General features: G+C 72.2%; 9 protein-coding genes and 1 pseudogene. 6 read left to right on the top strand and 4 right to left on the bottom strand.

Annotated elements, in window-relative coordinates:
- Nucleotides 1-19: 19 nt before the first annotated feature.
- Nucleotides 20-523 carry a DUF1203 domain-containing protein gene (locus tag ACF1A1_RS33360; RefSeq protein ID WP_392004930.1) on the top strand — a complete coding sequence of 168 codons (504 nt, stop codon included), beginning with the start codon at nt 20-22 and terminating at the stop codon, nt 521-523.
- Here the strand turns inward: ACF1A1_RS33360 and ACF1A1_RS33355 are convergent.
- The gene (locus ACF1A1_RS33355) at nt 502-1,536 is read right to left on the bottom strand and encodes an aspartate-semialdehyde dehydrogenase (RefSeq protein ID WP_392004928.1); all 1,035 of its coding nucleotides are present in this window, start codon (nt 1,534-1,536) and stop codon (nt 502-504) included. The two genes, ACF1A1_RS33360 and ACF1A1_RS33355, sit on opposite strands and share 22 nt — an antisense overlap.
- Nucleotides 1,537-1,854: 318 nt before the next feature.
- On the opposite strand from ACF1A1_RS33355, the gene ACF1A1_RS33350 reads away from it, so the two are divergent.
- Both ACF1A1_RS33350 and ACF1A1_RS33345 read left to right on the top strand, forming a co-directional pair.
- Complete coding sequence (locus tag ACF1A1_RS33350; RefSeq protein ID WP_392004926.1) at nt 1,855-2,385, top strand: sigma-70 family RNA polymerase sigma factor; 531 nt, start codon at nt 1,855-1,857, stop codon at nt 2,383-2,385.
- A gap of 1 nt (nt 2,386) precedes the next feature.
- Nucleotides 2,387-3,277, top strand: coding sequence for a hypothetical protein (locus tag ACF1A1_RS33345; RefSeq protein ID WP_392004925.1), 891 nt, complete (start codon nt 2,387-2,389; stop codon nt 3,275-3,277).
- 51 nt (nt 3,278-3,328) lie between these two features.
- Here the strand turns inward: ACF1A1_RS33345 and ACF1A1_RS33340 are convergent, their stop codons facing one another.
- On the bottom strand, nt 3,329-6,637 hold the full coding sequence (locus ACF1A1_RS33340; protein ID WP_392004923.1) for a S8 family serine peptidase: 3,309 nt from the start codon (nt 6,635-6,637) through the stop codon (nt 3,329-3,331).
- A gap of 354 nt (nt 6,638-6,991) precedes the next feature.
- Between ACF1A1_RS33340 and ACF1A1_RS33335 the strand changes: the two genes are divergently transcribed.
- Nucleotides 6,992-7,456: an NUDIX hydrolase gene (locus tag ACF1A1_RS33335; RefSeq protein WP_392004921.1), complete on the top strand. Its 465-nt coding sequence runs from the start codon at nt 6,992-6,994 to the stop codon at nt 7,454-7,456.
- Nucleotides 7,457-7,563: 107 nt separating this feature from the next.
- Here ACF1A1_RS33335 and ACF1A1_RS33330 read toward each other — a convergent pair whose 3' ends face one another.
- Entirely contained in the window at nt 7,564-8,613 is a 1,050-nt protein-coding gene (locus ACF1A1_RS33330) for a hypothetical protein (RefSeq protein WP_392004919.1), read from the bottom strand.
- A gap of 214 nt (nt 8,614-8,827) precedes the next feature.
- The gene (gene pepN, locus ACF1A1_RS33325) at nt 8,828-11,407 is read right to left on the bottom strand and encodes an aminopeptidase N (RefSeq protein ID WP_392004917.1); all 2,580 of its coding nucleotides are present in this window, start codon (nt 11,405-11,407) and stop codon (nt 8,828-8,830) included.
- Between the two features lie 138 nt (nt 11,408-11,545).
- On the opposite strand from pepN, the gene ACF1A1_RS33320 reads away from it, so the two are divergent.
- Both ACF1A1_RS33320 and ACF1A1_RS33315 read left to right on the top strand, forming a co-directional pair.
- Entirely contained in the window at nt 11,546-12,190 is a 645-nt protein-coding gene (locus ACF1A1_RS33320; RefSeq protein ID WP_392004915.1) for a DsbA family protein, read from the top strand.
- A gap of 297 nt (nt 12,191-12,487) precedes the next feature.
- Nucleotides 12,488-13,104 (top strand): annotated as a pseudogene (locus ACF1A1_RS33315) (histidine phosphatase family protein).
- Nucleotides 13,105-13,113 lie beyond the last annotated feature (9 nt).

The raw sequence follows: 13,113 nt of genomic DNA, 5'->3' as shown, positions 1-13,113 counted from the left end.
GCGCGTGAACCTGGGGCCCATGACCGATCTCCGACACCCGACCACGACGTGCTCCGCACGCCCCATCGCGCCGGCCGCCCTGACGGAACTCCGCGTCACCGACGACGCCGGCCGCCCCACCACCCCTTTCACCGACGCCGAGGGCGGCGCCCCGCTGCGCTGCTGCCTGCGCCGCAGCACGCCGGGGGAGCGCATCGCCCTCGTCTCGTACGCGCCGCTGCGCCGCTGGGCGGCCGAGACCGGCACCGACCCCGGCGCCTACGACGAACAGGGCCCCGTCTTCGTCCACGCCGACCCCTGTCCGGGCCCGGCCGGCGCCGCCCCGCCCTTCACCGGCGCGCACCGCACGGTCCGCCGCTACTGCGCCGAGGGCCGCATCCTGGGCGGCCGGCTCGTCGAGGACACCTCGGCCGAGGGCCTCGCGGAGGCCTTCCGGGAAGCGTTCGACGACCCGGCCGTGGCACTCCTCCACGTCCGGGCCGTCGAGTACGGCTGCTTCCTCTACGAGGTCGGGCGGGACTGACCCTTCAGCTCGGCCGCCACCAGCTCCGCGATCTGCACCGCGTTCAGGGCCGCGCCCTTGCGGAGGTTGTCGTTGGAGACGAACAGGGCGAGGCCGTTCTCCACGGTCTCGTCCTCGCGGATGCGGCCCACGTACGACGGGTCCTTGCCGGCCGCCTGGAGCGGGGTCGGGATGTCGGTGAGGACGACGCCCTCGGCGTCCGCGAGCAGCTCCGTCGCGCGCGCGGCGCTGATCGGGCGGGCGAAGCGGGCGTTGACCTGGAGGGAGTGGCCGGAGAAGACCGGGACGCGCACGCAGGTGCCGGAGACCTTCAGCTCGGGGATCTCCAGGATCTTGCGGGACTCGTTGCGGAGCTTCTGCTCCTCGTCCGTCTCGTTCAGACCGTCGTCGACGATCGAGCCCGCGAGCGGCACGACGTTGAAGGCGATGGGCCGCTGGTAGACCTGCGGCTCCGGGTAGTCGACGGCCTCGCCGTCGTGGGTGAGCCGGTCGGCGTCGGCGATCACCTTCTGCGCCTGGCCGTGCAGCTCCGCGACGCCCGCGAGGCCGGAGCCCGACACCGCCTGGTAGGTGGCGACGACGAGGGCTTCCAGGCCCGCCTCCGCGTGCAGCGGCTTCAGCACCGGCATCGCGGCCATCGTCGTGCAGTTCGGGTTGGCGATGATGCCCTTGGGGCGGTTCACGATCGCGTGCGGGTTCACCTCGGAGACGACCAGCGGCACCTCCGGGTCCCGGCGCCAGGCGGAGGAGTTGTCGATCACGACCGCGCCCTGCGAGGCGACCTTCTCGGCCAGCGCCTTCGAGGTCGCGCCGCCCGCGGAGAACAGCACGATGTCCAGGCCGGTGTAGTCGGCGGTCGCCGCGTCCTCCACCGTCACGTCGTCCAGCACGCTCCCCGCGGAGCGGGCCGAGGCGAACAGGCGCAGCTCGGTGACCGGGAAGTTCCGCTCCTTGAGGATCCTGCGCATGACCGTGCCGACCTGACCGGTGGCTCCGACGATTCCGACCCTCACGGCGACTCCTCTGTCTCGTTACGTGCGTATTGCCTGGCCGAGGCTCTTCCATCATGCGGCCGACCCCGGCCCGCCTGTCCAATTCTTTGGGCGCCATGCCCGAGGGCTGGGACGTCGCACCGCGATCAACGGTTGCGGAACTGCCGTTCCCGCCCCCGCTGAGCTGGAGGAATTCGCCCCGGGGCCGCTCCGTGCCGCAAGCTGTGCTGCCCCGCCGAGCGGTGTGACGTACGCCTCGCAGCCCTTTCCCGGATTCGTGTCGAACGTTTCCGTCCGTCCCGGCGTCATAGGGGAAACGCGGGGAGGGGAGGGGTGTCCGTGCTGCGCAGAAAGGCGGCCCGCCGCGCCCAGGGGGACGCACACGGTGATCCTCTGGACGCGGTGCAGGAACGCCGGGTGCGGGCGGTGCTCGCGCTGGGCGGTGTGCCGCAGGCGGACCTGCCGGACGGGGTGCAGCAGGTCCGCCTGCGGTTGCTGGAGCGCGCGGCGAGGGGGCACGAGGCGCCGCGGGACGTCTCCGCGTGGGCGGCGGTCGTCGCCTCCAACCTCGCCATGGACTGGCACCGGGCCAAACGGCGCCAGGAGCGCCTCGGCGAGCGGCTGGCCTCGCTGCGCCAGCACGAGCACCCCTCCGGCGAGGACACCAGCGTGCTCTCCCTCGCCGTCGCCCAGGGCCTGGACGAGCTGCCCGACGCCCAGCGGCAGGTGCTCGTCCTGCGTTTCTACGCCGACCTGCCGGTGCGCTCCATCGCCCAGGAGCTGGGCGTCCCCGAGGGCACGGTGAAGAGCCGCCTGCACACGGCGGTCCGGGCCCTGCGCGCCCGCCTGCACGAGGACGAGGTGGTGTGACGTGCCCGCCGGACACGAACACGAGACGCACGACGGCCGCGACGGCCGCGACAGGCGCGAAGGCCACGACCGGTACGAGGGCAGCGACGGTCATGACAGCCGCGACGGTCATGACAGCCGTGACGGTCATGACAGCCGCGACGGCCACGAGGGCATGGACGCGCTGATGGCCGCCATCCTGGACGCCCCCCTGTCCGAGGAGGCCCGCGCCGATCCCCTCTTCATGGCCGGCCACCGCGCGGCGACGGCCGACGTGGCGCTGCTGCGCGAGCAGCTGGGCGTCATCGCGGACGCCCTCACGGAGCCCGCGCGGCAGCCCCTCCCGCATCCCGCCCGGCCCGCGGCCGTACGGCCGGTCCGCCCGCCCCGGCGTCGTCTGCTGCCCCTCGCCCTGCGCACCGTCGGCGTCGCCGCCGCGGGTGCCCTGGTCGTCGGGGCCGGCTGGCTGATCGTCCGGGCGGGCGGGGGCGCGGCCGACATCGGGGCGTCCAAGAGCGCCGACGACGGCGCGGCGGCCGACGAGAGGGCGGCGGCGTCGGGCGCGGCCGGCGACAGCCCTCTCGGCGATCCCGGCTACCTCGCCTGTGAGGCCCGGCTCGTCGTCGAGGGCGATGTGACGGACGTCGAACGGGTGCCGGGCACCACCCGGGAGCGCGTCACCCTGCGCGTCACCCGCTCGTACAAGCCGGAGCAGCAGGCGGCGCCCGAGGTCGACTTCGTGATGGAGGAGGACATGGACCCGCTCCTCGCCGAGGGCGACCACGTCCTGGTCGGCCTGGCGCAGGGGTCGGCGTCCCCGGACGTCTGGGCCGTCGGCGCGGCCGACATCGCCGCCGAGCGGTCGGCGATCGCCCGGGCGACACCCCAGACGGAGGGTGTCACCTGCGAATGAGCGAGGGGCGGGCGCCCGTACGGACGCCCGCCCCCGATGCTCGGTGAGGTGCTACGGCGTGACCTTCTCGATGGCCACGTTGCCGATGCCCGCGACCGTGCCGCGTGCGTTGACCAGCTGGACCTGGCCGAAGAAGGCGCGGCCCGCCGGCGCGGGGGCCAGGGCGGTGACGGTCGCGGAGACCGACGCCGTGGCGCCCGTGGCCAGCTTCACCGGCGTGGACTCGTCGACCGCGACCGTGCCGAGCCCGGACGAGAAGAACACGTCCAGGTAGTCGTACTCGGTGGAGCCGGCCGGGACCGCGTAGCCCGCGACCTCGATGGTGTAGGTGCCGGCGGCGGGCGACGGGATGGAGACCGCCTCCTCCGAGTCACCGTCGGCCTGCTGCGCGACCTGGTTGCCGGCCGCGTCGTACACCGTCAGGTCCAGGTCGGCGGAGGCGTCCGAGACCCCGCCGATGGAGACGTCCAGCGACGTGGCGCCCGCGGGCACCTCGACCGTGGTCGTCTGGTTCTCGTGGTCCTTGATCGTCGGACGGGCGGTCTTGGACGAGCCGAGCGGGCCGCCCGCCAGCTTGCCGTCGATGGCGGCGAACTCGTTCGTCACCTTCCAGGAGACGGCGGCCGGGGTGCCGACCTTCGCCTCGGGCACGGTCACGGTCGCCGGGTCGAAGGCCGCGCCGTACACGGTGACGTCCAGCTTGTACGGGTTGTCGAGCAGCGGCGAGGTACGCCGCGACTCGACCTCGATCTCCCAGACGCCCGGCTGCGGGTCGGCGTAGGAGCGGGTGTCCGGCTTGCAGCCGTTGCCGTCGAGGTAGTTGTTGTAGCAGTAGATGGTGGCGCTGTCCTCGACGGCGACACCGTACGGGTGGATGGAGATGAACCGGGTCTGGCTCTTGTCCTTCAGCCCGCTCATCGCGACCTCGAGGGACGTGGCGCCCTCGGGCACGGTCACGAAGTAGTGCTGCGAGCTGTTGCGCTGCACGGTGTTCTTCGCGGAGAAGGTGTGCGCCACCGGCGTCGAGACGACGACCGTGTTGAGGATCTGCTTGTCGATGCCCTCGGTCTTCGGGTCGTCGACCTCGAGGATCGCGCTCTTGATGCCCGCGGACTTCGGCGCGGCCTGGACCTTGACGGTCACCGGCTTGTTCAGCGGCAGCTTCACCTCGTCCGAACCGAGGATCCTGAAGGTGCCGGCCGCGTTGTTCTCCAGGTGCAGCTCGTGGCGGACCGCCTTGTCGGCGCCGGACGTACGGGTGATGGTGACGTCGTACGTCTTCTTCTGGCCGGCCTTGAGGCCGCCCTCGCGGTCGTAGACGCCGGTACCGAAGCCCGGGGTCTTCAGCGCGAAGTCGATCGCGGTGTCGACCGGGGCCTTGACCGTGTAGTCGTGGGCGGTGGCGCCGTCCTCGATGGCGTCCCAGGCGTCCACGATGTTGATGGCGCCCGCGCCCTCCTCGTAGGCCTGGAGGCCCTTGATGTGGTCGGCGGTCGAGGTGAGCGCCGTGCGCAGGGTGGCGGGCGTCAGCTCGATGCCCTTCTGCTTGGCGGCACTCAGCAGCAGCGCCGAGGCGCCCGCGGCCTGCGGGGAGGCCATCGAGGTGCCCTGGAGCATCGCGTAGCCGGCCGGCAGCGTGTAGCCCGCCTCGGCGACCGGGGCGCCCGGCAGCCAGGTCTGGATGGTGTTGATCGCGGCGCCCGGGGCGACGAGGGTCGGCGTGAAGCCGCCGTCCTCACGCGGGCCGCGCGAGGAGAAGGGCAGCAGCGCGTACTTCTTCTTCACCTGTGAGCCGTAGTTGGCGGCCCAGGTCTCCTTGGAGATGGCCGCGCCGACCGAGATGACCTTGTCGGCCAGGGCGGGGTCGCCGATGGTGTTGGCGCCGGGGCCCTCGTTGCCCGCGGAGATCACGAGCTGGACGCCGTAGGTGTCGATGAGGCGGGTGTACAGCTCGGCGCGCGCGTTGTTGCCGTCGTTCAGCGCCGGCAGGCCGCCGATCGACATGTTGACGATGTCGACGCCGCGGTTGACGACGAGATCGATCATGCCCTCGGTGAGCGCGACGTTGGTGCAGCCGCCGCTCCAGGTGCAGGCACGGGAGGAGACGACCTTCGCGCCGGGGGCCGCGCCGTTCATCTTCCCGCCGAACAGGCCGTTGGCGGCGGTGATGCCGGCCACGTGGGTGCCGTGCTCGGACTCGATGACGCCGACGTTGACGAAGTCGGCCGTCTTACCGACCCATTCGCCGCCGTACGGGTCGGTCGGCACGTCCTTGCGGATCTCCACGACGAACGGCTGTCGCTCGACGACGTCGGTGGCCGGGTCGTCGGTGCCGAAGTAACCGATCTGGAAACCGTTCTTGTACGGCTTCATCGGCGTGTCGTCGGTGAAGTCGAAGTTGTTGTTCAGGTCCACGCGGACGGTGCCGGCGGCCGGGTCGTACAGCAGACCCCAGACGTCGGTGGTGTCGCCGTCGCGGTTGGCGTCGCCCTTGGCGTCGCCGCCGGCGGTGACCGACTCGCGGAACAGGTTGACCTGGTAGCCGCCCTCGGGCGCCTTCCAGGACGCGCCCCCGAAGGTGAAGGATGGGCCGCTGACCGGGTTGGTCATCCGCCGCCAGGTGCCGTCGCTGTCGACGATCGGGTCGGTCGCCGTCACCCAGTCGACGATCTTGCGCTCGCCGGTGGTGGTCTTCTGCAGCGCCGGGTGACCCAGGTCCACACCCGAGTCGATGACGCCGATGGTGACGCCGCGGCCGTCGGCCTTCGGGTGGTCCTCGACGAAGTCGACGGCACCCGTCTCGAAGGATGGGTTGTACGGGTTCTCGGCGGGCGTCTTCCTGCCGGGAGCCGGGTACGTCGTCGCCGTCGTGGTGGTCCGGGCACCCTTCGCGGTGTCCGCGCTCGGCGTCGGGTCGTCGAGGACGATCTCCTGCCGCAGGTCGATCGCGTGCACGGAGGAGAGCTTCGCCGCGGCGGCGATGGCCGCGTCGGCCTTGGCCGTCGGGACGGTGGCCCGGACGTAGCCGAGCTTGTCGTAGGAGCGGCCCACGGAACCGCCCTTGACCGCGTCCAGCTCGTCGGCGACCTGCTCGGTGCTGCCCGGGGCGGTCGCGACCATCAGCGTGACGTTCTTGTCGCCGGCGGCCTTGGCGTCGGCGAGGAGGTCGGCGTCGTCGGAACCGAGCTTGTCGGCGGAGGACTTCACGCCGGGGTCGGCGGAGGCCGGGGTCTGGTCGGCGGAGAAGGCCATCGGTATCGGCCCGGCCGCGGACAGCGCGGCCACCAGACCCGCGGCCACGGCTATGCGTGCCGCGCGTCTTGCGCCCGATACGGGTTCGCGCTGGGGGGTGTGGGTCATCGGCATCCCTTGTTGGTAAAGGAACGAGCGTTACGCGACCGGGCCGTTCCTGCCCTGATCGCGAGCGTCCGGAATGCGATCCCGGACGACCGCACAGCTTTACCTAAGGGACTGATGTTTGGGGAGAGTTGACCGAATCGATATGCATGTATGGGGAAAACCCGCGATGACTTATGCGGGCAACGGAGTCGAACCGGGCAAGTCGCCCGTTGGGGCCGTACATCCCTCAAATACTCGTCAGGTCGTCCACAGGGCCACCCGGGTCTCCGTGACCTCCCTCCGCGCACCCCCTGCGCCGTCCCGCGCCCCGAATACTCACCTGCCGATCCGGTGCCCGGCCGTTAACGTCCTGCTGTGCGCAAGAACTTGAGGGTGGCGGCCTACGCCGTCTGTGTCCGTGACGGCCGGCTCCTGCTCGCCCGCTCGCCCGCGCCCGACGGCACCCCCGAGTGGGTGCTGCCGGGTGGCGGCATGGAGCACGGCGAGGATCCCCACGACACCGTCGTGCGCGAACTCGAGGAGGAGACCGGCTACCGCATCGAGGTTTCCGGCCTCCTCGGGGTGGACTCCTTCCGCCGCACCTTTCGCCGCGAGGGCCTGCGCGGGCCCCGGGACCATCACGGTGTCCGGATCGTCTACGAGGGGCGGGTCGTCGGCGGTGAACTGCGCAACGAGGTCGACGGCTCCACCGACATGGCCGCCTGGCACGACCTGGACGCCGTGTCCGCTCTGACCCGGGTGCGGCTGGTCGACGTGGCGCTGCGGCTGTGGCGGGAACGGCCGGTGAACGGCCGGGTGTCCGTGCCGCCGGAGTCGTAGGGGGAGCGGGGGAAGGCCGGCAGCGGGCCATCCGCACGGGGAGGGGCCGCCGGATCCGACCCGCGCGGCCCCTCCTCTCCCCTCCTGATGCCGTCCCCGGTTCGTCACTACCGGGGCAGCACCATGACATACGCGGCCGGATCTCGGTCGCCGGAGGCCATCAGCGCCGTACGCACCACCGTCGCCTGCTGTTCCATCGCGTCCCGGAGCTTCTTGGGCGTGATGTACACGACCGTGATGCCGAGCCGCTCCATGTGCTCGCGCTTGCGCGCGTACTCCGACCAGAGGGTGTCGTCGTCCTGACGGGGTGCCCGGGTGTCCAGTTCCACCCCCACCGCCTGCTCCGGCCAGTACGCGTCCAGGCCCCCCAGGTGCGGGCCGCCCGGCAGGCGCAGGTCGACGTTCCACATCGGGTCCGGCAGACCGTACTCGCGGACCATCGTGTACAGGCGGTTCTCGGTGATCGCCCGGCCCTCGGCGAGCAGCGAGTCCACCGCGTCCACCACCTGCGGGCGGCTCAGCAGCTTCGCGTTGTTCAACTCCCGCACCACGGCGGCCGGTTCGCAGTGGCCTCCGCGCACCGCCTCCGACAGCAGCCGCCGTACCGCCCCCGCGTCCGTCATCTGGGCCACCGCGTCGGCCAGCGCGCGCGGCACCGGGGTCACCGGAATCCCCGTCACCTGGTGGGCGGCCGGCAGCGCGGAGGTACGGACGACGTGCGCGCAGCCCGTCGAGCGCAGTCGGCGCAGCCGGGGGACCAGGACGTCGATCCGCTCCAGGGAGAGCAGCGGGGGCGCGGAGGTGAAGCCGTGCAGGGTGAGGGCCGCGAGCCCGGTGATCATCGCCTCCTCGTACACCGGCCGGTGCGGTTCCGCGGCGCCCGGCTGGAGCGGCACCCCGGACGCCGACACCCCGCGCGCCGCGTACAGCAGCACCGCGTGCAGCCGCTCCTCGCTGGTCGGCGGGCCCGGGTGGAGCAGGTACACCCCCGGCAGGATCTGCTGCCAGGGGCCGCCGGGCCGGCACTGCTCGCCGGTCTCGGCGGACGAGACGCCGTGCGAGCGGAGCTGGGCCGCCGTCATCACGCGGCGCTGTACGTCCGAGAGGCGACGCACGGGGCGGGGAGTGGCCGGGGGGAGCGGGGTGTTGTGGTTCATGAACGGCAGATTCCCGCGCCGGATCCGGCCCTTAACCGCTGTTACACATCCGTCGACACATCCGGACAAGCTCGTCCTAAAGGACGGGTGTTCGGATCCCGAGTAGGCGCCGAAAACCCCTGGTCCATCGCATGGGCGCCAGGGGTTACGGGCACGATTGCCCGAATTCCGTAACGGTCACCGTCCGCCGGAGCTCAGGCCAAAGATCTGGGGGTCAGCCGGCGTCGGCCGCCGCGTCGCACGCCTGCCCGCGCAGCCCCCGCGCCAGGTCGTCCCGCGCCTCCAGGACCAGCCGCCGCAGGGCCGGCGGCGCCGACTCGTGCGCCGCGAGCCAGGCGTCCGTGGCCTCCAGCGTCCCGGGGGAGTCCTGGAGGGACGGGAACAGGCCCTTGACCACGCTCATCGCGATCTGGATCGACCGCTGCTCCCAGATCCGCCCGATCACCTCGAAGTACCTCGGCGCGTACGGCGCGAGCAGCTCCCGCTGCGAGGACTGCGCGAAGCCCGCGATCGTCGCCTCGACCAGCGCGTTGGACAGCGCGTCCGACTCGACGAGCTGCGCCCAGGCCTGTGCCTTGACCGCCGCCGAGGGGCGGGCCGCGAGACAGCGCACCTGGTGGCGCTTGCCGGACGCGGTGTCGTCGCGGGCCAGCTCGGCGGCGAGCACGCCCTCGTCCGCCACGCCGTGCGCGGCCAGCGGCTCCAGGAGCGCCCAGCGCAGCTCCTGGTCCACCTCCAGCCCGTCGATCTTCGCGCTCCCCTCCAGCAGCCCCCGCAGCAGCGCGAGGTCCTCCTCGGACGACGCCACCGACGCCAGGAACCGCGCCCACGCCAGCTGGTGCTCGCTGCCCGGCCCGGCCGCCCGCAGCTCCGCCAGCGCGCCCTCCGCCAGCAGCCGCTCACCCACCGGCCGCCACTGCGGCGCCGCGTAGTGCACCAGTGCCGACTGCGCCCACGCGTGCAGCATCTGGAGCACCCCGATGTCGGACTCGCGCCCGGCGAACCGCAGCACCAGGTCCACGAAGTCCCGCGCGGGCAGCAGCGCGTCCCGGGTCAGGTTCCACAGCGCGGACCAGCACAGGGCGCGGGCGAGCGGGTCGGCCACCGAGCCGAGGTGGTCCCGCAGCGTCTCCAGCGAGGTCTCGTCGAAACGGATCTTGCAGTACGTCAGGTCCTCGTCGTTGACCAGGACCAGCTCCGGCGCCTCCGCGCCCGCCAGCTCCGTCACGACCGTGCGCGGCCCGTCGACGTCCGCCTCGGCGCGCGCGTAGCGCACCAGCCGGCCGTCCTCCAGGCGGTACAGCCCGATCGCCACCCGGTGCGGCCGCAGCTCGGGGTGCGACTCCGGCGCCTCCTGGAGCACCGACAGCTCCTCGACCCGGCCCCGCGCGTCCAGCAGCACCTGCGGGGTGAGCGAGTTCACGCCGGCCGTCTGGAGCCAGGACCGCGCCCACGCGCCCATGTCCCGGCCGCTGGTCTCCGCGAGGACGGACAGCAGGTCACCGAGGCGGGTGTTGCCGTAGGCGTGCCGCTTGAAGTAGCGGCGGGCGCCCTCCAGGAACGCGTCCTGCCCGACGTACGCGACCAGCTGCTTCAGGACGGAGGCGCCCTTGGCGTAGGTGATGCCGTCGAAGTTGAGCTTGGCGTCCTGGAGGTCGCGGATGTCGGCGGTGATCGGGTGGGTGGAGGGGAGCTGGTCGGCGCGGTAGGCCCACGCCTTGCGACGGTTGGCGAAGGTGATCCAGCCGTCGGTGAAGCGGGTCGCGCCGACCAGGGAGAAGGTGCCCATGAAGTCCGCGAAGGACTCCTTCAGCCACAGGTCGTCCCACCACTCCATGGTGACCAGGTCGCCGAACCACATGTGCGCCATCTCGTGCAGGATCACGTTGGCCCGCGCCTCGTAGGAGGCCTGTGTCACCTTGCCCCGGAAGATGTACTCCTCCCGGAAGGTCACCAGACCCGGGTTCTCCATCGCGCCCAGGTTGTACTCGGGCACGAACGCCTGGTCGTACTTCCCGAAGGGGTAGGGGTAGTCGACGTGGTCGTGGAAGAAGTCCAGGCCCTGCTTGGTGACCAGGAAGACGTCGTCGGCGTCGAAGTGCGGCGCGAGGCCCTTGCGGCACAGGGCGCCGAGCGGGATCTCCAGCCGCGTCCCGTCCTCGAACACCCGCTCGTAGGAGTCCGTGACGTAGTGGTAGGGCCCCGCCACCACGCACGTGATGTACGTCGGGACCGGCTTCGTCTCGGCGAACCGCCACACCCCGTCCGTCCGCTCGCCGGTGCCGTTGCTCCACACCACCCACTCCTCGGGCGCCCGCACCTCGAAGCGGAACGGGGCCTTGAGGTCGGGCTGCTCGAAGTTGGCGAAGACCCGGCGGGAGTCGGCCGGCTCGTACTGCGTGTAGAGGTAGACCTCGCCGTCCTCGGGGTCGAGGAAGCGGTGCAGGCCCTCGCCCGTGCGGGAGTAGGCGCACTGGGCGTCGACGACCAGCTCGTTCTCGGCGGCGAGGTCCTCCAGCAGGATCCGGGAGCCGTCGAAGACCTCACCGGGGTCCAGATCACGGCCGTTGAGGGTGACGGCGGTCACCGTCGGGGCGATGAGGTCGGCGAAACTGGAGGCGCCCGGCTCGTTGCAGCGGAAGCGGATCGTGGTGACCGAGCGGAAGGTGCGGGGACCGTCCCCGGCCTGGTCGCCCACGGCCGAACGCACGTCGAGCGACACGTCGTACCCGTCGACGGACAGCAGGGCGGCCCGCTCCCGGGCCTCGTCGCGGGACAGGTTCTCACCAGGCACGGGCGGTACTCCCTCAGGGTGTGGCGGATGGCGCCGGACAGGACCGATCCTGCCACGCGCCCCTGACGCCGGACAGCGGGGAATGACCTGCACGGACGGTGGTGTTCACCGGGGAAACGGTTCGCCTTGAGGAGAGACATGTCGGAGAAGACCCCCGTCGACTTCTGGTTCGACCCGCTGTGCCCCTGGGCCTGGATGACGTCCCGTTGGGTGCTGGAGGTGGAGAAGGTCCGTGACATCGAGGTCCGCTGGCATGTGATGAGCCTCGCCGTCCTCAACGAGGACAAGCTCGACGAGCTGCCCGAGGAGTACCGCGACATGCTCGCCACCAAGGCCTGGCAGCCGGTCCGGGTGGTGACCGCCGCCTGGCAGAAGCACGGCGCCGACGTCCTCGGCCCGCTCTACACGGCGCTCGGCACCCGCTTCCACAACAACGGCGAGGGCCCCACCCCGGAGGCGATGGCCGGCGCGCTCGCGGACGTCGGTCTGCCCGCCGACCTCATCGACTACGCCGACCAGGAGGACTTCGAGTTCGACGCCGAGCTGCGCGCCTCCCACAAGGAGGGCATCGAGAAGGTCGGCCAGGACGTCGGCACCCCGGTCATCGCCGTCCCCGGCCCCGACGGCGAGCAGATCGCCTTCTTCGGCCCGGTCGTCACCCCGGCCCCCAAGGGCGAGGAGGCCGCCCGCCTCTGGGACGGCGCCCTCGCGGTCGCCTCGGTCCCGGGCTTCTACGAGATCAAGCGGACCCGCACCAAGGGTCCCGACTTCAGCAACCTGTAAGCCCGACGCGTTCCCCCCGTTCCCGGGCGGGGCGGGACGGCGGGATCACCTCCGGCGCCCCCGCCCCCACGCCGGCGCGGCCCAACCTGTGAAACGTCCGCGACGGTGAGCCGGACCGGCCGGTACGACGTATCCGCCCCTGCGACAGACGGTTGGCCGACATTGGGGGGCGCTGTGAGGACCGTGGGGAACGGCCGGACCGACGTGACCGACGTGACCGACGAGACCGGGGAGCTCGGCGAGACCGACGTGACCGGCGAGACCGGCGAGACCGGGGACGAGCGGTTCGCGGCGACGATCCGTACACGGACGACCCTGCTGCTGGCCCGGCACGGGGAGACCGTGCGGCACGCCGAGAACCGCTACGCGGGACTGACCGACGTGGCCCTCACGGAGCGGGGCCGAGCCCGGGCGGAGGCGCTCGGCCGCTGGGCCGCCGCCCATCCCGTGGACGCGGTCTGGACGTCCACCCTCTCCCGTGCCGTCGCCACCGCCGAGCCCGCCTGCCGGGCCTTCGGCCTCACCGCACGGCGCGAACCCGCCCTGCGGGAGTGCGACTTCGGGGTCGTCGAGGGCCGCACGCTCGCCGAGTTCGCCGTGACGGACCCGCGGCGGGCCGAGGCCTTCCGGGCGGACCCGGTCGGGCACCCCTTCCCGGAGGCGGAGGACCCGCGGACCGCCGCTGCCCGCGGCACCGCCGCCCTGCGCCGGATCGCCGCCGGCCACGAGGGCGGGCGCGTCCTGGTCGTCGGCCACAACACCGTGCTGCGGCCGGCCCTGTGCCGACTGCTGTCGATCCCGTCGAGCACTACCGCCGGGTCTTCCCCCGGCTGCGCAACGCCGCCGTGAGCGAGATCCGTATGGAGGGGTCGAGCACGGCGCTGGTGTCACTGAACGTGCCCTGCGAGCCGTAGGAACATCGG

It is taken from the genome of Streptomyces sp. NPDC014995, assembly GCF_043080745.1.
GTDB lineage: Bacteria > Actinomycetota > Actinomycetes > Streptomycetales > Streptomycetaceae > Streptomyces.
Note: the sequence above shows the minus strand (reverse complement) of the source record. Positions and strands in the feature narration are given on the sequence as shown.

Coding starts and splice junctions, on each gene's coding strand:
- ACF1A1_RS33330 (WP_392004919.1), bottom strand. CDS start 8,613: ATGAACCACAACACCCCGCTCCCCCCGGCCACTCCCCGCCCCGTGCGT.
- ACF1A1_RS33320 (WP_392004915.1), top strand. CDS start 11,546: ATGTCGGAGAAGACCCCCGTCGACTTCTGGTTCGACCCGCTGTGCCCC.
- ACF1A1_RS33340 (WP_392004923.1), bottom strand. CDS start 6,637: ATGACCCACACCCCCCAGCGCGAACCCGTATCGGGCGCAAGACGCGCG.
- ACF1A1_RS33360 (WP_392004930.1), top strand. CDS start 20: ATGACCGATCTCCGACACCCGACCACGACGTGCTCCGCACGCCCCATC.